This window comes from Mycolicibacterium fluoranthenivorans, from assembly GCF_011758805.1.
Classification (GTDB): Bacteria; Actinomycetota; Actinomycetes; order Mycobacteriales; family Mycobacteriaceae; genus Mycobacterium; species Mycobacterium fluoranthenivorans.
In genome coordinates this window covers 184,433-205,481 of the sequence record NZ_JAANOW010000005.1, presented here as the reverse complement: position 1 = coordinate 205,481, position 21,049 = coordinate 184,433, and the positions used below count along the sequence as shown (strand labels likewise).

The following is a 21,049-nucleotide window of genomic DNA, read 5'->3' as shown; positions in this document are numbered from 1 at the left end:
CCCCGCCGCTCAGTACTGACGTCCGGGCAGCGCTTTGATGGCCTGCTGCTGATCGAAGGCTTCGTCGGGAACGACGACCCGGGCCGGTACCTGCTCACCCGCGGCCACCTGCTTCACCAGATCCATGAGTTTCGGCCCGAGCAGTGGGTTGCACTCGACGATGTAGTTGAACTTGCCGTCGGCCAGCGCCTGCATCCCGTCGTGGGTGGCGTCGACCGCGACGATCTTGATGTCCTTGCCGGGGACCTTGCCGGCGGCCTCGATGGCCTCCATGGCACCCAGGCCCATATCGTCGTTCTGCGCGAACACCACATCGATCTTCGGGGTCGATTTCAGCAGGGCTTCCATGACCTGCTTGCCGCCGGAGCGGGTGAAATCACCGGTCTGCGAGGCCACGATCCGCAGGTTCGGGTTCGACGAAATGCCTTGCTTGAAACCGGTGTCGCGGTCGATGGCCGGGTCGGCGCCGGTGGTGCCCTCCAGTTGAACGATGTTGACCTGTCCCGGTGCGCCGGCGTACTGATCGGCCACCCACGTGCCGGCCCGCTTGCCTTCCTCGACGAAATCGGCGCCGATGAACGTCTTGTAGACGTCCTTCTCCTGGGTGTCGATCGCCCGATCGGTGAGAATCACCGGGATCTTGGAGTTCTTGGCCTCCAGAAGCACTGCGTCCCAACCGGTGCGAACCACCGGGCTGAAGGCGATGACATCGACGCCCTGCTGGATGAATGAGCGGATGGCCGAGATCTGCTTCTCCTGTTCGCCATTGGCATCGGCGAACTTCAAGTCGATGCCGGCGGCCTGCGCGGCGGTCTTGATAGACTGGGTGTTGGCGGTACGCCAACCGCTTTCGGCGCCGACCTGGGCGAAGCCCAGCGTGGTCGCGCCGCCGGCGCCACCGCCACCGCCTTCGGGGGCCTTCCCGCTCCCGCAGGCCGCCACGGCGGCGGTGACGGCGGCGATGCCGATGACGGCCGCAAAGGTTCTCTTCACACCTGACTCCTGTTCGTTCCCGGGTTCTGCCGCTCGGCCGCGCGCCGATGGCCGGCATCGCCGGCAGGGGCGAAAGTGGCCGGCATCACATTTTGGATGTTAACGATCACCTAGCGGCGGGTCAACCCCGCTTCGGCGCTGGTGTGAGTGGTGCCAGTCGCTGGTCTCAGCCCACATGAGCAGCACGCACGGCCGCGCCCGTGGGGGGTGGTGACGACATAAATCGTGCGTTGACCGATCGCGAATGTTCACGTTAACATTCGTAGTGTGATGCAGGGCACAAGATCGGTAGGGGTGGTCGTGATGGTCCGTCTCCGCACCATGACGGAGAGGGTGGCTCGATGACCACGAGTAGGTATGTCGTCGGTATCGACTTCGGGACGTTGTCCGGGCGTGCCTTGGTGGTGCGCGTCTCCGACGGGCAGGAACTGGCGTTCGCCGACCACGTGTACCGCCACGGTGTGATCACCGAGGCGCTACCGGGCGTTGCCGACGTCCGGCTCCCACCGGACTATGCGCTGCAGGTGCCCGAGGACTATGTCGACGTGCTGCGGTTTGCGGTGCCGGAGGCGGTCGCCGCAGCGGGTATCGACCCCGCCGACGTCATCGGAGTGGGCACCGATTTCACCGCCTGCACTATGGTGCCCACCCGTGTCGACGGCACTCCGCTGTGTCAGCTCGCCGAATTCGCCGACCGCCCACACGCTTACGCGAAACTGTGGCGTCACCACGCCGCGCAACCGCAGGCCGACCGCATCAATACCCTGGCCGCCGTGCGGGGAGAGACCTGGCTTCCGCGGTACGGCGGATTCATCTCCAGCGAATGGGAATTCGCGAAGGGCCTGCAGATCCTGGAGGAGGACCCGCAGGTCTATGCCGCCATCGACCGATGGGTGGAGGGCGCCGACTGGATCGTCTGGCAGCTCACCGGAACCTATGTGCGCAATGTCAGCACCGCGGGCTACAAGGCGATCCGCCAGGACGGCGCCTATCCGTCCAGGGATTTCCTGGCCGCGCTCAATCCGGACTTCGTCGATTTCGTCGCCGACAAGATCGAACAACCGATCGCCGCGCTCGGTGCTTCGGCCGGTCACCTGACCGCGCAGGCTTCGGCATGGACCGGGTTGCCCGCCGGAATCCCGGTGGCCGTGGGCAATATCGATGCCCATGTCACCGTGGCCGCTGCAGATGCCGCCGAGCCTGGTCGCCTGGTCGCGATCATGGGTACCTCCACGTGCCACGTGATGAACGCCCGTGAGGTCCGCGACGTACCGGGCATGTGCGGAGTGGTCGACGGCGGCATCACCATGGGGCTCTGGGGCTACGAAGCGGGGCAGTCCGGCGTCGGCGACATCTTTGCCTGGTTCACCAAATCCAGTGTGCCCGAGCCGTACACGCGGGAAGCGCAGCAGCGCGGTATATCGGTACACGAACACCTGTCGGAGTTGGCCGCCCAGCAGGAGATCGGTCAACACGGACTGGTCGCCTTGGACTGGCACAGCGGTAACCGCTCGGTGCTGGTCGACCATCACCTGTCGGGGGTGATCGTCGGGCAGAGCCTGGACACCACCTGTGTCGACCAGTACCGCGCACTGCTGGAGGCAACCGCATACGGCACCCGGATGATCGTCGAGACGTTCAACCGCGCGGGAGTCCCGGTCGAGGAGCTCGTCGTCGCCGGCGGGTTGATCAAAAACCGTCTGCTGATGCAGATCTACGCCGATATCACCGGATTACCGCTGTCCTGTGTGACCTCGGCGCAAGGGCCCGCCCTCGGTGCCGCCATCCATGCGGCAACCGCGGCCGGTATCTACCCCGATGTGCCCACCGCGTCGGCCCAGATGGGCGGACGCACCCGAAGTGCATTCCTGCCGATCCCGGAGAACGTCGAACGCTACAACGCCCTCTACGCCGAGTACGTGGCGCTGCACGACTGGTTCGGTCGGGGAAACCCGATGATGCGCAGGCTGCGGGCGATCCGCGCGGCGGCCGGCCAACCCGATATGGCAAGGATTGCCCAGTGACCGTGACATCGGAAGTGTCCCAAGTGATTACCCAGCTTCGGCGACAGGTGTGCGAACTGCACGCCGAGCTGACCCGCTACCAGCTGGTGATCTGGACCGCGGGCAACGTCTCCGCCCGCGTTCCCGACCGGGAACTCATGGTCATCAAACCGTCCGGTGTCTCCTATGATTCGATGACACCGGAGCAGATGGTGGTCTGCGACCTGCACGGTGAACTGGTCGACGGGGAACTCGCGCCATCCTCGGACACCGCGGCGCACGCCTACGTCTACCGGCATATGCCGGAGGTCGGGGGCGTGGTGCACACCCACTCGACCTATGCCACTGCCTGGGCGGCGGTCGGGGAGCCCATCCCGTGCATCCTGACGATGATCGCCGACGAGTTCGGCGGTGAGATACCCGTCGGCCCGTTCGCCCGCATCGGGGACGACTCGATCGGGCGCGGGATCGTGGAGACGCTGCGCGGCAGCCGTTCTGCGGCCGTGCTGATGGCCAATCACGGCCCCTTCACCATCGGACCGGACGCCCGGTCGGCCGTCAAGGCCGCGGTCATGCTTGAAGACGTCGCGCGCACCGCCTACCTCAGTCGCCAGCTCGGCCGCCCGGCGGAACTCTCGGCCGGCGATGTCACCGCGCTCTACGAGCGCTACCAGAACGTCTACGGACAGAAAGAGGGCTGATGTCCAAGATCATGGAAAGTCCTGCCAGAAAAGAGATCTGGTTCGTCACCGGCAGCCAGTCGCTGTACGGTCAGGAGATCCTGGACCAGGTTGCCGAGCAATCACGGATCATCGCCGACCGGCTGGACGCCAGTGCGGACCTGCCGGTCCCGGTGGTGTGGAAGCCCGTCGTCACCACCGGTGATTCCATCTACCGATTGCTCAGCGAGGCGGGCACCAGCGATGAGTGCGTGGGTGTGATCGCCTGGATGCACACCTTCTCGCCGGCCAAGATGTGGATCCGGGGGCTGAACGCGCTGCGCCAGCCGCTGCTGCACTTCCACACCCAGTTCGGTGTCGAGATCCCTTGGGACACCATCGACATGGACTTCATGAACCTCAACCAGGCGGCGCATGGGGATCGCGAGTTCGGCTATATCCAGACGCGGCTATCTGTGCCGCGCACCACGATCGCCGGCCATGTCGGTAATCCCGATACCACCGCGCGGATCGGTTCGTGGGCACGGTCCGCGCTGGCCGCCGCGGACCTGCGCGGCCTGCGGCTTGCCCGGTTCGGCGACAACATGCGGGATGTCGCGGTGACCGAAGGCGACAAGGTGGAAGCCGAATCCCGGTTCGGCATCTCGGTGAACTCGTACTCGGTCAACGATCTGGTGGCCTCGGTCAACAGCGCCGCCGATACCGATATCGACAAGCTGGTGCAGGAGTACCAGGACCGATACGTCGTCGCCATGGAGCTGCGCCCCGGCAACGAGCGACACGACACCCTGCGCGAGGCCGCACGCATCGAGATCGGTCTGCGGCAGTTCCTCGAAGAGGGTGGATTCAGCGCGTTCACCACCAACTTCGAGGATCTCGGTGGCCTACGCCAGCTGCCGGGCATCGCCGTGCAACGGTTGATGGCCGACGGCTACGGCTTCGGCGCGGAGGGTGACTGGAAGACCGCCGCCATGGTGCGTGCCGTCAAGACCATGGCTACCGGGCTGCCCGGTGGTACGTCGTTCATGGAGGACTACACCTACGACCTCACCCCCGGTGCGGAGTCGATCCTCGGGGCGCACATGCTCGAGGTGTGTCCCAGCATCGCCGCGCATACCCCGACCGTGGAAGCGCATCCACTCGGCATCGGTGGCCGGGAGGACCCGGTCCGGCTGCGTTTCACCGCCGCGCCCGGTGATGCCGTGGTGCTGGGTATCTGCGACGTCGGTGGACGGTTCCGCTTGGTGGCCAACGAAGTTCAGGTCATCGAGCCTCCTGCCGCCCTGCCGCGGCTGCCGGTCGCATGTGCGGTGTGGGAACCCCTGCCGTCATGGTCGACCTCGACCGAGACCTGGCTGATGGCCGGCGGGCCGCACCATACCGTGCTCACCACGGCGGTATCGGTGTCCGCCATTCGGGATCTGGCGCTGATCACCGGCACCGAACTCGTGACCATCGACGCCGGTACCGTCACCCATGACTTCCAGCGCGAACTGCGGTGGAATTCGGTGTACTACCACCTTGCCGACGGGCTGTGAGGCCTACCTGAGTTCGGCGATCACCTTCCCGAACGCCTCGGCATGCGCGGACTGCACCACGAAGTAGGTGACGCCGTGTTCGTCGCGCAGCCGGCGCAGCTTGTCGGCCTGGTCTGCGGGCGTCCCGGACAGCACGCCCGGGTTGTCGAGCAGTTCCTCGTCGGTCGCATCCGGTGCGAACCGGCGCGTCATCTTGAGGTCCGGAATCCCGGACCCGTCGGTCGGCACCGCGGTGATGGCCACGTTGAGTTCCAGCGCGTCGAAACGGTCGCCGGCGACGGTGCGCAGAAACGCGAGGCGATCGGCCAGATCGCCGGTGACACCGATGGTGGTGGCCCACCTGGCCGCCACGGTGAGCAGCCGGTCGCCGCCGCCGGCGATCACGATCGGCGCGTCCGGGACGTGCTCGGCCAGATAGGCGGTGACGTGTGCCAAGTAGTCGACGCGCTTCCCGGCGCTGGGGAACGGCAGCTCGGCGGCGTCGAACTCCTCCTTGACGTACCCCGCGCCCAGGCCGACCTCGAACCGGCCGCCTGAGATGTCGTGCAGGGTCTGCACATCGCGGGCCAGCAGGGCCGGCTTGTAGAAACAGGCATTGAGCACGAACGTCCCGAGGTGCAGCCGCTCGGTGGTGGTGGCCGCGGCGGTCAGCGCGGGAAACGGAGCGGCGATCCCCAGATGGTCGGGAACGAGCAGGACGTCGTAGCCGAGCTGCTCGGCGCGCCGGGCCTCGTCCTGGACGAACCCTGCGGAGGTGGCGTCGCGCATGCTGAAGCCGAACCGGAAGTCAGATGCCATACCGCGATCGTAAGCGCCGAGCCGGACAGCCCGGCGAAACGGCGAGGCTCAGCCCGTGCGTGGGGGCCAGGAGCGAGCGGCCGCGACCAGTCCGCGGACCAGGGCCACGGTGGCGGGGGTGAGTCCGTCGGGTCCCGCCATTCCGCTGCGCGGACTGAGTCCGCGCACGCGCGGCGGTAATTCGAGTTGAGTGCCGCCCTGCCGGGCGAGGTTCACCGGGTTCTGCGGATGCAGACCGCGCAGTTCGCGAGGCATCGCCTCGAGATCGGTCACGAGGTGATGGCCCGGTATCGACAGATGCCGGGCCAGGTGTGCGGCCAGCGCCCGGTTGCCGCCCCCGGCGAGCAGTTGGTTGCTCCGGCCGATGCGGCCGTAGCCGTGCAGGGACACCACGATGTCGACGTGGTCGAGAAATGCCGCAAGGTGTTCGGACTGCTCGGGCAGATACCGGGCGGAGGCCAGGTGGTGCGGGTATTCGGCGGGATGACGCACGACATAGGACGACGCCCCGCTGGCGTGGGCGGCGCGTTCGGCGATGACGTCGGTCATCCGCTCCAGCCCGCCGCCGTGGATGGCCAGGAAGCCGAACCGCGATCGCAGGGTCACCGCCTCGGACACCTCCGGGTGGGCCAGGAGCGCGGTGAGTGATTGCGGCGCCGACGCGTGCGCGCCGCGGTCACGGTGGGGCCAGCCGGCGGGGTCCCATCGGTGCAGGAAGTCGATCCACGTCTGTGGCAGCCCGTGGTGGACGGCGCCGGTGATGATCCGTTCCAGGTAGCCGGGCCGCGGCGGTCCGGGCTCGACGCGCGGGTCGATGTAGACCCAGGCGTCGCGCGGGCCGTCCTCGGTGAACACCACCCGGCGGTCGCGCCGGTACCGCACCGGGACTCCTTCGGCGCTGTCCAGGGTGGACAGATCACGGGGGCTGACCCGCCACAGCACACCGTGCACCAGTGCGCCGTCCAGCGGTTCTATCGTGGCCACGCCCCGTTCGTTGATCAACCAGTCGTGATCGGGCAGCGTCGCGGGCCGGGGGTCGGTGGCATCGGGGCAGCGTCGCGCCATCTGGTCCACGCACAGGTTGGACCCGTACGCGAAATAGATGTGCGACAACGTCATTCAGCCTCGCACAGTCAGGTAGATGAGCACGATATTGAGCACGGTGATGACGGCCGCCACCAGCCAGCCCAGTCCGGTGGTGATGCGGTGGTTCACGTCGGCGCCCATCAGGATGCGGTTGCTGGTCAGCCGGACCAGTGGGATGAGCGCGAACGGGATCCCGAACGACAGCACCACCTGGGAGATCACCAGGGCGCGGCTTGGGTCGACACCGATGCCCAGGATGACCAATGCCGGGATGAGCGTCACCAGCCGGCGCAGCAGCAGGGGATAGGTGCGGCGCAGCAGACCCGACATGATCATCGCGCCGGCGTAGGCGCCGACCGAGGTCGAGGCCAGGCCCGAGGCCAGCAACCCGATCGCGAAGAACAAGGCCACCACCGGTCCCAGGGTGTCGGCCACCGCGGCGTGCGCGCCTTCGATCGAGTCGGTGTTGGCCATGCCCTGCAGGTTGGTGGCCGCCACGAGCAGCATGGCGAGGTTCACCGCGCCGGCGATCAGCATCGCGATGCCGACGTCGACGCGTGTGATGCGGAGCAGGCGCCGCCGGGCCGGGCCGGCGGCCGGCTGGCCGTGCCGGTCGCGGGCCAGCCCGGAATGCAGATACACCGCGTGCGGCATGACGGTGGCGCCCAGCATGGCGGCGGCCAGCAGCACGCTCTCCGGGCCGTCGAACCGGGGAATCAGACCCGAGGCGACGTCTGCGGGTGCGGGTGGTTCGACGAACAGGCTGGTGAGAAATCCGATGGCGATGACCAGCAGCAGTCCGGTGATCACCCGCTCGAAGACCTGTTGTCCGCGGCGGTTCTGCACGGCGAGCAGCAGCATGGAGACAAGGCCGGTGATGATCCCGCCGACCAGCAGGGGCAGGTCGAAGAGCAGGTGCAGGGCGATGGCGCCGCCGACAACCTCGGCCAGGTCGGTGGCCATCGCGACCGTCTCGGCCTGCAACCAGAAGGCGATCCGGGTGGGAGTGCGGGTGTTGTCGGCGATCGCTTCCGGCAGCGAGCGGCCGGTGACCAGCCCGAGTTTGGCCGACAGGTACTGCACCAGCCCGGCCATGATGTTGGCCACCAGGATCACCCAGACCAGCAGGTAACCGAACTGGGCTCCGGCACTCACATTGGCCGCGACGTTGCCGGGATCGACGTAGGCGATGGAGGCGACGAAGGCGGGTCCGAGCAGATACCAGCCCGGCCGCACCCGTGCCTGCGTGTCCTGCAACAACTGACCCTCTCTTCTATCCGGGGCTGCGAATAAAGAAGTTAGGGTAGCCGAAACCTTGCGATCGCCACCAGTCGGGTCGGCTCAGCCGAGGCCGATGACGATCCCGCCGCCCCCATAGGGCCAACCGTAGAACGGGCCGTTGTTGGTGGCGGGAGGGGATGTGACGATCTGGGTGTGCCCGGGCGATGCGCATTGCGTCGTCATCGGGCCGGTGTGCACGCATTGGGGTGCGGCCGCCGCGAGCGGCGCAGAAAGCACTGCCGCCACCGGCGCGCCGAGCATCGCGGCGGCGAGCAGGGCCGGTATCACGGCGATGCGCATGTGGCCTCCTAGCGGTGACCGCCACCGCCGCCGTGGTAGCCACCCCCGCCGTCGCCACCGATGATCAGGGCGGGTCCGTAGAACTCGTCGTCCCAGGGGTACGGGTAGGTGGGCTCCGGCGGGGAGGCGTTGAGTTGAACGTTGCCGGGCGTGGCGCATTCGGTTGCGGCGCCGCCCATTTCGTTTCCGCCGACGCTGGTACACGACGGCAGGTTGGAATCGGACGTGGAGTCCGGGTCGGCTGCGGCGGCCGGTGCGAGCACCACGGCGGCCGCAGCAAGGAGTGAAGGCAGAACGAACATTGACCGCATCCGCGGGCCCCTCTCATCGAACTCCGGCGTCACGCGCCAGCGTACAGCCCTTTCCCCGTGATGAGAGGCAGGTCCAATGTGGTGACGATGCCCGCCGGCGCGGCCACCACGGCGGGAATGGCATTGACGACGCGGGCGGCCGTGGCCACCAGTCCGGCGTGGTTGTGGTCGCCCTTGCGGCTGCTCAGGCAGAGATCGAGGGCGTAAGACGGCTCGCCGGTCACTTCGACGCGGTAGGACCCACCCTCCTGTGCGGGCTGGGGCCATTCCGGGCACAGATCGTCGCGCAGCCGGGTGACATGTTCGAGGACGACGGCGGGATGACCTTTGACCATGCCGCGTACCTCGAACCGCATGGCCGCTGTGCTGCCCTTGGGGATGTGCCCCGAGGCGATGTCGAAGTCCTCCGGCGCGGGTACCCGCACGTGGGTCTCGGTGACCTCGTCGAGTTCGATGCCCAGGCCGGCGGCGAGCTGGCGCACCACCGACCCCCAGGCCAGGCTCAGGACCCCCGGCTGCAACAGCATCGGCAGCTCGTCGAGGGACTTGCCGAATCCCATCACGTCGAACATCACCGTGGGGCTGTCGTAGGTGGCGTAGTCGACGATCTCCATGCACCGGATCTGTTCGATGCTCTGACACGTACCGGCAAGAGCAAGGGGCAGAAGGTCATTGGCGAATCCGGGGTCGATCCCATTGATGAAAATGGACGAAGATCCCGCCCGTGCCGCCTCCTCGATGGGGCTGATCAGCTCGACGGGCAACACCTGCCACGGGTACTGCAGGAACACGGCCGCGCTGCCCACCACGTTGACGCCGGCGGCCAGGATCCGGCGGTAGTCCTCCAGGGCCTCGGGCAGCCGGTTGTCGGCCATCGCGGTGTAGACGACACATTCGGGTTCGGTGGCCAGCACGTCGCCGAGGTCGTTGGTGGCGATGACGCCGGTGGTGACGTCGAGACCGGCAAGCGTTCCCGCATCCTGGCCGGCCTTGGCGGCCGAGGACACCCACACGCCGGTGAGCTCGTAGGCCGGGTCGGTGATGAGCTGGCTCAGGGCGTGCCTGCCGACGTTTCCGGTGCCGATCGCGGCGACTTTGATGGCCATTCTTGCGTGCTCCTCAGAGATCCGGGATGGGCAGGTCGAGGTTCGGGAAAGTGAGGCCGCCGTCGACCTCGAGGGTCTTGCCCGTCAGGTAGGAACCGGCCGGCGATGCCAAATAGACTGCCGCAGCGGCAATATCGACGGGATCCCCGAGCCGGCGCATCGGGGTGGCCTTCTCCATCGGATCGCGCAACGCCTCGTTCGAGGCCACGATGTCCAGCGCCGAGGTGAGGATCGATCCCGGTGCGATGGCGTTGACCCGGATCCGCGGGCACAGGTCGAGCGCGGCCAGCCTGGTGTAGTGGGCAAGGGCGGCCTTGGCGGTGCCGTAGGCGACGAACGCGCGTCCGGCGAGCCGGCCCATCGTCGAGGTGATGTTGATGATCGACCCGCCGCCGGAGTGCTCCAGCATGAGCGGTACGGCCGCCTGGGTCAGCGCGTGTGCGGTCCCGACGTTGAACGTGAACGCATCCTTGAGGTCTTGGGTGGAGGTGTTCAACAGCGGGCCGGGCATGGTGCCGCCGACGTTGTTCACGACGATGTCTAGTTTCCCGAACGCGCCGACCGCCTGTTCCGCGAGCGCGGCGGTGGCCTCGGGGTGAGCGAGGTCGGCCACGACGATATGAGCCCTGCGGCCGGTGGCGGCGATCTGTGCCGCGACCTCCTCGAGTTGAGCCTGCGTACGCGACGCGATCAGCACGTCCGCACCGGCTTCCGCGAAGGCGACCGCGATCGCCGCGCCCAGTCCGCGTCCCGCTCCGGTGACCATCGCGACCTGATCGTCGAGCCGGAATCTGTCCAGAATCATGCCTGCCTCGTTTCTCTCTCCGGCGCCACGGTAGCAAGGCTGACTAAGCTTCGGAACCACTTTCTGAAACACGTTCTAATTTGTCGGGGACTGCCACATCGAGGCAGGTTTCGGCCACGGCGCGAGCCGGCGGTCCCGGGGTGAGGAACGGGATGCTCGCCGCTAGTTCTTGGCGGCGGCCTTCTTGGCCGGGGCTTTTTTGGCCGCCGGGGCCTTCTTGGCGGCAGCTTTCTTCGCGGGCGGCTTCTCGCCATCGCCTTGTCTGGCCTTCACGCTGGCCTCGAGTTTGGCCAGCAGGTCCGAGACATCCTCTGCCTCATCGAGGTTGGCCGGCTGCTCCTCCGTGGTGAAGGCCTCGCCACCCTCGAGTTTGGCCGTCACCAGCTCGCGGAGCTCGTCCTGATAGGTGTCGTGGAACTGTTCGGGGTGGAAATCGTCGGTCATCGACTCCACGACCTGCCCGGCCATCTTCAGTTCGGCGGGTTTGATCTCGACTTCCTTGTCCAGCACCGGAAAGTCCGGGTCGCGGATCTCGTCGGGCCACAGCAGGGTGTGCACCACCATGACCTGCCGCTTGCTGAAATCCTTGACCCGCAGCGCCGCCAGCCGCGTCTTGTTGCGCAGGGCGAAGTGGACGATGGCGACCCGGTCGGTCGATGCCAGCGTCTGTGCCAGCAGCACATAGGATTTCGACGATTTGGAATCGGGTTCCAGGTAGTAGCTCTTGTCGTACATCAGCGGGTCCAGCTGCTCGGCGGGAACGAACTCGACCACCTCGATCTCGCGGCTGCGTTCCTCCGGCAGGGTGGCGATGTCCTCGTCGGTGATCACCACCGTCTGCCCGTCGTCAGATTCGTAAGCGCGCGCGATATCCCGGTACTCGACCACCTCGCCGCACACCTCGCAGGTGCGCTTGTAGCGGATGCGCCCGTTGTCCTCCGCGTGCACCTGATGGAACTTGATGTCGTGGTCCTCGGTGGCGCTGTACACCTTCACCGGGACGTTCACCAGACCGAAGGCGACCGAGCCTTTCCAGATCGACCGCATCGGCTACACCGCCGGTACTTCGTCGGGCGTGAGACCTAGCGGTGTCTCGGGATTCGCGCCGGAGTGGTCGTGGGTGAAGACCTGCGACGGCGCCACCCGGCAATTGCTGTCCATCGGCGTCTGATCGCCCGAGCAGTACGGCACCAGGTCGGCCGGATCCGCGCCGGCGGCCGGGGCCCCGGCGGCCGCGGCCACGACCATCAGGCACGCCACGCAGAATCGCCTCACCATCCCAAGGTAACAGCGAGTAATGCTGTCGGGGGGTATGCGGGAATAACCTGAAGGGGTGGAGCGCTACGGCCGCGTCAAATTGACCAACCCCGACAAGGTGCTCTATCCGGCGACCGGCACCAGCAAAGCCGAAGTCTTCGAGTACTACCTGGCCGTCGCCGACGCGATGGTGCCGCATATCGCCGGCCGACCGGTGACCCGGAAACGGTGGCCCAACGGGGTCGACGAGGCCTCGTTCTTCGAGAAGCAACTGGCCTCCTCGGCGCCGGACTGGCTGGGCCGCGGGGCCATCGCGCACAAGTCGGCGACCACCGTGTACCCGATTATCGATAGCCGGGAAGGCCTGGCGTGGATAGCCCAGCAGGCGGCGCTGGAGGTACACGTCCCGCAGTGGAAGTTCGTCGCCCAGACGGTGGGGCCGGCCACCCGCATCGTGTTCGATCTCGACCCCGGAGACGGGGTGCAGATGGGCCAGTTGTGCGCGGTGGCCCGCGAGGTGCGCGATCTGATGGCCGATATCGGGTTGCCGACATTCCCGGTCACCAGCGGAAGCAAGGGTGTGCACCTGTATGTGCCGTTGACCGAACCGGTCAGCTCGCACGGCGCGTCGGTCCTGGCGCGCCGGGTGGCCCAGCAACTGGAGCAGGCGATGCCACAGCAGGTGACGGCCACCATGACCCGCAGCCTGCGCGCGGGAAAAGTGTTCCTGGACTGGAGCCAGAACAGTGCCGCCAAGACCACGGTGGCTCCGTACTCGCTGCGTGGCCGCGAGCACCCGACCGTTGCGGCGCCGCGGACCTGGGATGAGCTCGACGATCCGGCGTTGCGGCAGTTGAGTTTCGACGAGGTGCTGGCCCGCCTCGACCGCGACGGCGACCTGTTGGCCGGACTCGACGACACCGTGGTGCTGCCGGACAAACTCACCACCTACCGCAGCATGCGGGACCCGGGTAAGACGCCAGAGCCGGTGCCCAGCGCCCCGCCGGTGGTAGGGACCACCGCAGAAGGCCGCCTGGGTGGCTCCGGCGACCGGTTCGTCATCCAGGAGCACCACGCCCGGCGCCTGCACTACGACTTCCGGCTGGAACGCGATGGCGTGCTGGTCAGCTGGGCGGTGCCGAAGAACCTGCCCGGTGAGTCCTCGGTGAACCACCTCGCGGTGCACACCGAGGACCACCCGTTGGAGTACGCCACCTTCGAAGGCTCGATTCCCAAGGGTGAATACGGTGGCGGCGAGGTCCGGATCTGGGACTCCGGACGCTATGACACCGAGAAGTTCCGCGATGACGGCGATCCGAGCGGCAAGAAGGGTGAGGTGATCGTCAACCTGCACGGTTCGCGGATCTCCGGCCGCTACGTGCTGATCCAGACCGAGGGCAAGAACTGGATCGTGCAGCGCATGAAGGACCAGCCGGGCGAGATCGCGCCGATGCTGACCACACACGGCTCCGTCGCCGAACTCGATCCGTCGCTATGGGCGTTCGAAGGTAAGTGGGACGGCTACCGGCTGCTCGTCGACGCCGATCACGGTGTAGCGCAACTACGTTCGCGCAGCGGACGCGATGTCACGGCCGAATTCCCGCAGTTGCAGACCGTGGCCGCCGATCTGGCCGACCACCACGTGACCCTCGATGGCGAGGTCGTCGCGCTTGAGGGTGGGGTGCCCAGCTTCCAGGCCATGCAGAACCGCGGACCCGACACCCACATCGAGTTCTGGGCGTTCGACCTGCTGGCACTCGACGGCCGGATGCTGCTGCGCGCCACCTACCGGGATCGGCGGAAGTTGTTGGAAACTCTGGCCGCCGGCGGCGGGCTGATCGTTCCCGACCTGCTCCCGGGCGCCGATGCGCTGGACGAGGCGCGCCGGCGCGGGTTGGAAGGGGTGGTGGCTAAGAAATGGGACTCGACCTATCAGCCCGGCCGTCGGTCCACGGCCTGGATCAAGGACAAGTTCTGGAACACCCAGGAAGTGGTGATCGGCGGTTGGCGCGCGGGCGAGGGCGGGCGCACCAGCGGCATCGGGGCACTGTTGGTCGGTATTCCCGCCCAAGGTGGATTGCACTTCGCCGGCCGGGTCGGCACCGGCTTCACCGACAAGATGCTCAGCGATCTGCGGAAGACGCTGAAGCCGCTGGAAACCCGTGAATCACCCTTCAATGCAGAGCTTTCCACTCTCGACGGGCGTGGCGTGACGTTCGTTCGGCCGGAACTGGTGGGTGAGGTGCGCTACAGCGAACGCACATCGGACGGTCGATTGCGCCAGCCCAGCTGGCGGGGGCTGCGGCCGGACAAGATCCCTGCCGAGGTGGTCTGGGAGTAGGTCATCCCCGCTCGACGGTGTTGTGCCCGCCTGGTCCGGGAAAACCTGCCAATCCGCTGTGAAGTTAGTTCAGCTGTGCAAAATCACAGAAATTTGCTGGACGTCGTGATTTGCTCACCAGGCGGCAAACGCATGGTTGCTGACAATGTTGAATCCGACTGACGGGGGAAGAGTGGACGCTCTGATCGATATCCGTGAACGTATGACGCCGATGATGGCGTTGACCGGTGCCATGGCCATAGCGACCGCGGCGGTGGTGAGCGCACCGTCGGTGCAACACGCCGCAGAACGCGTGGTACCGCTGGCGGTGCACGAGGTGAAATCGCTGCCGTTGCAGCTGACCAGCGGCGTGGACTTCTTCGCGCCGTACTACTACCAACCGGCCGGCCCGTTGGGGACGGCGGTCACCGTTCCGCTCTACGTCGTGACCTATGCGGCGGACACTTTGGTGAAGGGCGTGACGCAGGTCCTCACCGGCCTTCACGTGGATAACCGGCTGGCTCAGCAGCCGAGCCTGTTGACCCAGGGACTCCTGTTTCCGATCGCCACCGGTGTGCAAGGTGCCTTGGCCAGCGCGCTGGACGGCACGTTCGTCCTGGGCAAATTCACTCCGGCCCAGGCCATCAACTTCGCCCTCAACGCCATCAAGACGGCCATCGAAGGGTTCATCGCCGCGGAGAAGGCACTGTTCACCCCGTCGCCGACGCTGGCGGTGACGACCAAGACCGATGCCAAGACCGATGCCAAGACCCAGGATGTGGCGTCCCCGGCGATCGCCGACTCGACTCCGACCGTGACGCTGTCGACGGCGAAGGTGGACACGGCGCCGAAGACGGTGCCCAAGCAGAAGGTGGCGGCTGCCACCGCGGACGGTGCCGCGGAGTCGTCGACGGACGCCGCCGGCGATACCAAGAAGGCAGACCCGGCCGACACCGTCACGGCGGCGAAGCCCGCGTGGAAGAAGCCGACGCTCAAGCTCCCCACGTTCAAGCTGCCGACCCTGAAGTTCTCCGTCCCGAAGAAGGCCACAGCGGGCGCCACGAAGCCGGATAGTGCATCGAGTTCCGATACCCCGAAGGCGTCCCACGAGTCGAACGACGGTGGCTCACAGGGTCCTTCGAAGTAGCGTGCGACCATCGGCTCGGGCGGCGGCGTCGACCGCTGCCCGAGCCGGGGCGACGACTCAGCCGGCCACGCCCATCGCTTCCTGCATCCCGCGGGTGGCCAGCACATCGGCCAGCTCGTTGTCGGCGACGCCGGCGTGGCCCTTCACCCAGAACCACTCGACCTCGTGCCGAGAGCACGCGGCCTGCAGGCGTTGCCACAGGTCGACGTTCTTCACCGGTTGCTTCGCGGCGGTCAGCCAGCCGTTGCGTTCCCAGCCCAACACCCACTTGGTGATGCCATTGCGTACATACGTGCTGTCGGTGTAGAGGTGCACCAGCACGGGCCGGGTGAGCGCCTCCAGCGCCATGATCGGCGCGGTCAGTTCCATCCGGTTGTTGCTCGTCTCGCCGGGCTCGCCACCGCACATCTCCCGGACGTGCTCGCGGTGGCGCAGTACCGCACCCCAGCCGCCGGGGCCGGGGTTGGGGCGACACCCACCGTCGGTATGGATGATCACAGGGTCGGTCATGCGCTGAGGATATGCGGCGAGATCAAGGCCGTCCGGACCGACATTCCGAGGGCCCGGTGATCGAGTGTCGTGATCCGGCGGCCGGGCTGCACCGCGTCCTTCACGGGCGTGCTGTGGTCAGCGAAGAACGCGGCGCTGGTATCGATGTCGGCGACGGTGTAGGTGATCCCCCACAGCGACGACGGACCCGCTCCGGCGACTCCGGGTGAACCGACCACCTCGATGATCACGTCCGCGAACCGGAAGAAGATCTGCCGGATCGCCCGGCCGCCGAGTTCGCCGTCGCGTTCCCGGCGCGGCCGCACGCCGGCTAAGGCCAGCGCCGCGACCGTCCGGTTCAGATCGGGTGACAGGAGCACGATGTGGTCGATCGCGGTGACGCCGTTGGCGTGCGTGCCCGGCGCCGCAGCCACCACGTCTGAGATCTTCGTCGGGATGCCGTCGAGTGCGCCGTCGACCCGCACGCCGTGCAACGACCACCCGAGGATGCCGGTGCCGCCGTCCCGCCCGACCAGACGGATGCCGACACCGCCGACGCGGCACACACCGTCGGCATCGACACCGAACCCGGCCCGCGTCCAGGCGTCCGCCGGATCGGCGACCTCAAGCTCGTCGACGGTCACGGTCATGGACGCGAGACTACTTCGATGTCGGGCCTCCTAAACTGACCCGGTGGATGTACGCACGCGCAACAACGTCACCGTCCTCGGTGCCGAGCGCGGGCCGGTGTTGTTCCTGGCGCATGGCTTCGGTTGCGATCAGAACCTGTGGCGCCCCGTTGTGCAACGACTGCAGTCCACGTTCCGGATCGTGTTGATCGACCACGTCGGCTCCGGAGCAGCGGACCCGGCGGCGTGGGACGAGATCAAGTACTCCGCGCTGAGCGGGTACGCCGAGGATGCCGTGGAGGTCGTGCGCGCCCTCGACCTGCGCGAGGTGGTGTTCGTCGGGCACTCGGTGTCGGCCATGATCGGCGTCCTGGCCACCATCGCCGACCCCACGCGGTTCGCCAAGCTGGTGATGGTCACCCCGTCGCCGCGGTACCTCGATGACGAGGATTACCGCGGTGGCTTCTCCCGAGCCGATATCGACGAGCTGCTGGAGTCGATGGAACTGAACTACCTGGGCTGGTCGGCAGCGATGGCGCCACAGATCATGGGTAACGCCGAGCGTCCCGAACTCGCCGAGGAACTCGAAGCGTCGTTCTGCCGCACCGACCCGGCGCACGCCCGCGTCTTCGCCCGGACCACCTTCCTGTCCGACAACCGCGCAGACCTGGCGCACGTCACGGTGCCCACCCTGGTCATCGAATGCGCGCATGACGCCATCGCGCCGACCGGCGTGGGCGCCTACGTGCACAGCCAGATCGCGGGCAGCCGATTGGTGACCCTCGACGCCACCGGGCACTGCCCGCACGTCAGCCACCCCGAAGCCACCGCCGCCGCGATCACGACGTTCGTCACCGCGCCGTGAGCCCCCTCGACGTCGACGATCTCTGGGAGCACGCGCCGTGCGGGCACATCGTCACCGACGGCGCAGGCCGAATCCTGCGCGTGAACGCCACCGTCCTGGCGTGGCTGGGTCATGAGCACGACGCGCTGCGCGGCACCCTGATCACCGACCTGTTGAGCGTCGGTGGGCGTATTCACTACGAGACGCACTTCGCGCCCCTGCTGGCGATGACCGGTGACCTGCAGGGTGTCACGGTCGACATGGTCGGTGTGGACGGAACACGGCGACCGATGTTCTTGACCGCCAATGTGAAAACGGATGCGGAGGGGAATTTCGAGCTGCTGCGCATCACGGCGGTCGACGCCACGGACCGGCGGGCCTACGAGCGCGAACTGCTGGCTGAACGCACCCGGGCCGAGGCCGAAAGTGCACGGGCCCGAGCGTTCGCCGAGACGCTGCGCCGTTCACTGCTGCCGCCGGTGCTGTCACCACCACCGGGGCTGGATGCCGCCGACTACTACTACGCCGCGTCCACCGATGACATCGGCGGCGACTTCTACGACCTGTTCCCGGTGAACCGGTCGACATGGGGCTTCTTTCTGGGCGACGTCATCGGTAAGGGCGTCGACGCAGCGGTGGTCACCGGGTTGACCCGCTACGTGCTGAGGTCGGCGGCCGTCTCGAACGAGGACCCGGTGGCGGTGCTCGGGAATCTGAACTCCGTTCTCGCCCAACACCTCGGCCTGGCGCCCAAGCGCACGCTGAGCACCCTGATCTACGGCAACATGGTCCGAGCCGGAGACGGGTTCGACATCGAATTGGCAAGCGGCGGCCACCTGCCGCCGTTGCTGCTCGGCGCCGATGGCAGCGCCTACTACGCCGACACCCTCGGGGGTCAGGCGGTCGGGATGGTGGAACGACCACGGTTCGTGGCGCACACCCTGCACCTGAATCCGGGCGACACGATGGTGCTCTACACCGACGGGCTCACCGAGGCCCTGACCGGAACCGGCCGGGAGCGCTTCGATGATGACGGCGCGCTGTTGGCGAGCGCGAAGGGGTGGGCACCGGCGAGCGCACAGGAGGCCGTCGACGAGATCCGCGCATTGCTCGACGGTCTGGGGTCCGGCGTCCAGGACGACGCCGCGGTGCTGGCGTTCGGGGTGCCGGTGACGTGAACTGTGGACAGTTCGTCAGGCCGCCACAGCCGCCGGTTGCCGCGGCGTGGACGAGCGCGAACCCAGCAGATCGTTGGGCAGCGAGAGCCGAATGACCTTGCCCCAGGCCGAGGCAACCTGCTTGATCAACGGGCCGCTGGTGTAGGTCAGCCCGTAGCGCTCGAAGATGTCGCGCACCTGCGGGGCGACCTCGGCGTACCGGTTGCTGGGCAGGTCGGGGAACAGGTGATGCTCGATCTGGAAGGACAGGTTGCCGCTCATCAGGTGCATGAGCCGGCTGCCGGTGATGTTCGCCGAGCCGAGCATCTGGCGCAGGTACCACTGGCCGCGGGTCTCGCCGTCGATGCTGTCGTAGGTGAAAGTCTGCACGCCCTCTGGGAAGTGGCCGCACATGATGACCGAGTGTGTCCACACGTTGCGCACGAGATTGGCGGTGAGGTTGGCGGTCAGGGTGGTGACCGCGCTGGGGCCCGACAGCAGCGGGTGCACGACGTAATCGCGTAGACCCTGCGTGCCGACCTTGCGCAGCGTGGCCTTCACCCGGGCCCGGAAATCGGGGTTGTTGCGGCGTTCCGCGGTCTTCAGGTTCTTGCCGAGCTTGAGGTCATACGCGGCGATCCCGTACTGAAAGATCAACGCGTTGATCGCATTCCATACCGGCTGGCCCAGGTGGAACGGGCTCCAGCGTTGTTCTTCGTCGACCCGCATGATCCCGTAGCCGAGGTCGCCGTCCTTGCCGAGCACGTTGGTGTAGGTGTGATGTTCCTCGTTGTGTGCATGCTTCCACTGCTCGGCGGTGGAGGCGTGATCCCACTCCCAGGTGGTGGAGTGAATCTTGGGATCGCGCATCCAATCCCATTGACCGTGCATGACGTTGTGCCCGATCTCCATGTTCTCCAGGATCTTGGCGGCCGACAACCCGGCGGTGCCCAGCCACCAGGCGGGCGGGAACAGCGAGAAGAGCAGTACCGCGCGGCTTCCCGCTTCCAGGCCGCGTTGGGTCTTGATGACGGTGCGGATGTAGCGGGCGTCGTCCGCGCCGCGGGCGTCCAGGACGCTCTGGCGGATGGCATCCAATTCGCGGCCGAGGTTCTCGATATCGTCGGCGCTCAAGTGGGCGACCGGGCTGGTGGACTGGTTCTGGATGGCGGTCATGATGTCTTCCCGTCGATGTGGGTGGTCAGATGTCGAGTTCGCAGGAGCCGGCGACGGTGGAGACGCAGGTCTGCACCAGGACGCCGGCGTCCGGGGCGCCGATGGTGACGGCGCCGTTGCGCACGTCACGGACCGCGCCGCTGCGCAGGGGCAGGACGCAGCCGAAGCAGACGCCCATCCGGCAGCCCGACGGCATGAGCACGCCGGCGCTCTCGCCGGCCTCCAAAAGCGTCGTCGCGGGGGCAGTGTCGGCGGTGATGCCGGTTCTGGTGAAGCTGACCGGCCCGCCGTCTCCGCCTTCGACCGACGGCATCGTGAAGCGTTCGGTGCGCAGTGCATCGGCGAGGTCATGGCGTGCCCAGTGCGCCTCGAGGTCGTCCAGCAGGCCCGCGGGCCCGCAGGCCCAGGTCTGCCGCTCGGCCCAGTCCGGCACCACGGCGCCGAGATCGGCGGCGGTCAGGCGCACCGATGTGCCGGTGTGGTGTTCGACGAGACGGATGGCACCCGAGTGGGCGAGACGGCGCAGTTCGGCGCCGAACACCACATCCTCGGGGGTGCGGGCGCTGTGCACCACGACGACGTCGCCGAGGTCGGCCAGATGACTGCGCAGCATCCCCATCACCGGGGTGATACCGCTGCCGGCGGTGACGAACAGCGTCTTGGCCGGGCGCGACCGCGGCAGGGTGAAGTCACCGGTGGCCTGGTCGAGATGCACGACGGTGCCTCGCTCGGCTTGGGACACAAAGAAATTCGAGACGATCCCGCCGTCGATCGCCTTGACCGTGATCGCGAGGCGGCGGGTCTGGGTGACCGGTGAGGTCAGGGAATAGGTACGCCACTGCCGGACGCCGTCGATGTCGACGCCGAGGCGGACGTACTGGCCGGCGAGGTGTCCCTGCCAGCCGCGCCCCACCCGGATGTGCACCGTCACCGTGTCGTCGGTCTCGGAGGTGACGGCGTCGATGCGGCCGCGCAGGTCACGCGAACTGCCGAGCGGGTCGACGAGGTCGAGAAAGTCCCGCGGCACTAGGGGAGTGGTCACCATGTGGGCGACAGCGCGCAGCGGTCCACGTCGGACCTTGGCGATGGCTGAAGTCATGTCTCCATCATGGTTGTAAAAATGCGCAGG

Annotated in this window: 21 protein-coding genes; 7 read left to right on the top strand and 14 right to left on the bottom strand. The window is 67.2% G+C overall.

Features of this window, described 5'->3' with window-relative positions; all coding sequences use genetic code 11:
• Nucleotides 1-9: 9 nt before the first annotated feature.
• On the bottom strand, nucleotides 10-993 hold the full coding sequence (locus FHU31_RS29880; RefSeq protein ID WP_167164834.1) for an ABC transporter substrate-binding protein: 984 nt from the start codon (nucleotides 991-993) through the stop codon (nucleotides 10-12).
• 341 nt (nucleotides 994-1,334) lie between these two features.
• Here FHU31_RS29880 and araB point away from each other — a divergent pair, with 341 nt between their 5' ends.
• From araB to araA, 3 genes are read left to right on the top strand one after another with little or no spacing between them, the layout of a single operon-like run.
• A complete protein-coding gene (gene araB / locus FHU31_RS29875; RefSeq protein ID WP_167164832.1) occupies nucleotides 1,335-3,017 on the top strand; it encodes a ribulokinase in 1,683 nt (560 codons plus the stop codon).
• Nucleotides 3,014-3,697, top strand: a complete 684-nt coding sequence (locus FHU31_RS29870) for an L-ribulose-5-phosphate 4-epimerase (protein ID WP_167164830.1) — start codon at nucleotides 3,014-3,016, stop codon at nucleotides 3,695-3,697. Before araB ends, FHU31_RS29870 begins: the two co-directional genes overlap by 4 nt.
• Nucleotides 3,697-5,214, top strand: a complete 1,518-nt coding sequence (araA, locus tag FHU31_RS29865) for an L-arabinose isomerase (RefSeq protein WP_234901745.1) — start codon at nucleotides 3,697-3,699, stop codon at nucleotides 5,212-5,214. The genes FHU31_RS29870 and araA overlap by 1 nt, the downstream gene beginning before the upstream one ends.
• Nucleotides 5,215-5,217: 3 nt before the next feature.
• Here araA and FHU31_RS29860 read toward each other — a convergent pair whose 3' ends face one another.
• From FHU31_RS29860 to FHU31_RS29820, 9 genes are all read right to left on the bottom strand, one after another.
• Nucleotides 5,218-6,012 carry a TIGR03621 family F420-dependent LLM class oxidoreductase gene (locus FHU31_RS29860; RefSeq protein WP_167164828.1) on the bottom strand — a complete coding sequence of 265 codons (795 nt, stop codon included), beginning with the start codon at nucleotides 6,010-6,012 and terminating at the stop codon, nucleotides 5,218-5,220.
• 48 nt (nucleotides 6,013-6,060) lie between these two features.
• Nucleotides 6,061-7,131 carry a poly-gamma-glutamate hydrolase family protein gene (locus FHU31_RS29855; RefSeq protein WP_167164826.1) on the bottom strand — a complete coding sequence of 357 codons (1,071 nt, stop codon included), beginning with the start codon at nucleotides 7,129-7,131 and terminating at the stop codon, nucleotides 6,061-6,063.
• Nucleotides 7,132-8,358: an Nramp family divalent metal transporter gene (locus FHU31_RS29850; protein ID WP_167164824.1), complete on the bottom strand. Its 1,227-nt coding sequence runs from the start codon at nucleotides 8,356-8,358 to the stop codon at nucleotides 7,132-7,134.
• Between the two features lie 81 nt (nucleotides 8,359-8,439).
• Complete coding sequence (locus FHU31_RS29845) at nucleotides 8,440-8,679, bottom strand: hypothetical protein (RefSeq protein ID WP_167164822.1); 240 nt, start codon at nucleotides 8,677-8,679, stop codon at nucleotides 8,440-8,442.
• Between the two features lie 8 nt (nucleotides 8,680-8,687).
• Nucleotides 8,688-8,981 (bottom strand): hypothetical protein, encoded by a 294-nt coding sequence (locus tag FHU31_RS29840; protein ID WP_234901744.1) that lies wholly within the window; start codon nucleotides 8,979-8,981, stop codon nucleotides 8,688-8,690.
• 38 nt (nucleotides 8,982-9,019) lie between these two features.
• Nucleotides 9,020-10,096 (bottom strand): NAD(P)H-dependent amine dehydrogenase family protein, encoded by a 1,077-nt coding sequence (locus FHU31_RS29835; protein WP_090354844.1) that lies wholly within the window; start codon nucleotides 10,094-10,096, stop codon nucleotides 9,020-9,022.
• Nucleotides 10,097-10,109: 13 nt separating this feature from the next.
• Complete coding sequence (locus FHU31_RS29830; protein ID WP_167164820.1) at nucleotides 10,110-10,901, bottom strand: SDR family oxidoreductase; 792 nt, start codon at nucleotides 10,899-10,901, stop codon at nucleotides 10,110-10,112.
• 162 nt (nucleotides 10,902-11,063) lie between these two features.
• Entirely contained in the window at nucleotides 11,064-11,948 is an 885-nt protein-coding gene (gene ku, locus FHU31_RS29825) for a non-homologous end joining protein Ku (protein WP_167164818.1), read from the bottom strand.
• 3 nt (nucleotides 11,949-11,951) lie between these two features.
• Nucleotides 11,952-12,179, bottom strand: a complete 228-nt coding sequence (locus FHU31_RS29820) for a hypothetical protein (RefSeq protein ID WP_208411590.1) — start codon at nucleotides 12,177-12,179, stop codon at nucleotides 11,952-11,954.
• A 55-nt stretch (nucleotides 12,180-12,234) separates the two neighbouring features.
• On the opposite strand from FHU31_RS29820, the gene FHU31_RS29815 reads away from it, so the two are divergent.
• Both FHU31_RS29815 and FHU31_RS29810 read left to right on the top strand, forming a co-directional pair.
• Entirely contained in the window at nucleotides 12,235-14,499 is a 2,265-nt protein-coding gene (locus FHU31_RS29815; protein ID WP_167164816.1) for an ATP-dependent DNA ligase, read from the top strand.
• Between the two features lie 172 nt (nucleotides 14,500-14,671).
• Nucleotides 14,672-15,625, top strand: coding sequence for a hypothetical protein (locus tag FHU31_RS29810; RefSeq protein WP_167164814.1), 954 nt, complete (start codon nucleotides 14,672-14,674; stop codon nucleotides 15,623-15,625).
• 57 nt (nucleotides 15,626-15,682) lie between these two features.
• On the opposite strand, the gene rnhA is transcribed toward FHU31_RS29810, so the two are convergent.
• On the bottom strand, nucleotides 15,683-16,135 hold the full coding sequence (gene rnhA, locus FHU31_RS29805; RefSeq protein WP_167164812.1) for a ribonuclease HI: 453 nt from the start codon (nucleotides 16,133-16,135) through the stop codon (nucleotides 15,683-15,685).
• Nucleotides 16,132-16,764, bottom strand: coding sequence for a VOC family protein (locus FHU31_RS29800; protein ID WP_167164809.1), 633 nt, complete (start codon nucleotides 16,762-16,764; stop codon nucleotides 16,132-16,134). Before FHU31_RS29800 ends, rnhA begins: the two co-directional genes overlap by 4 nt.
• A gap of 43 nt (nucleotides 16,765-16,807) precedes the next feature.
• On the opposite strand from FHU31_RS29800, the gene FHU31_RS29795 reads away from it, so the two are divergent.
• Together FHU31_RS29795 and FHU31_RS29790 are read left to right on the top strand one after the other, a co-directional pair.
• Nucleotides 16,808-17,608, top strand: a complete 801-nt coding sequence (locus FHU31_RS29795) for an alpha/beta fold hydrolase (protein ID WP_167164807.1) — start codon at nucleotides 16,808-16,810, stop codon at nucleotides 17,606-17,608.
• Nucleotides 17,605-18,765 carry a PP2C family protein-serine/threonine phosphatase gene (locus tag FHU31_RS29790; protein WP_167164805.1) on the top strand — a complete coding sequence of 387 codons (1,161 nt, stop codon included), beginning with the start codon at nucleotides 17,605-17,607 and terminating at the stop codon, nucleotides 18,763-18,765. Before FHU31_RS29795 ends, FHU31_RS29790 begins: the two co-directional genes overlap by 4 nt.
• Nucleotides 18,766-18,780: 15 nt before the next feature.
• Here FHU31_RS29790 and FHU31_RS29785 read toward each other — a convergent pair whose 3' ends face one another.
• Together FHU31_RS29785 and FHU31_RS29780 are read right to left on the bottom strand one after the other, a co-directional pair.
• Nucleotides 18,781-19,920, bottom strand: coding sequence for a fatty acid desaturase family protein (locus tag FHU31_RS29785; RefSeq protein WP_167164803.1), 1,140 nt, complete (start codon nucleotides 19,918-19,920; stop codon nucleotides 18,781-18,783).
• A gap of 25 nt (nucleotides 19,921-19,945) precedes the next feature.
• The gene (locus tag FHU31_RS29780) at nucleotides 19,946-21,019 is read right to left on the bottom strand and encodes a ferredoxin reductase (RefSeq protein ID WP_167164801.1); all 1,074 of its coding nucleotides are present in this window, start codon (nucleotides 21,017-21,019) and stop codon (nucleotides 19,946-19,948) included.
• Nucleotides 21,020-21,049 lie beyond the last annotated feature (30 nt).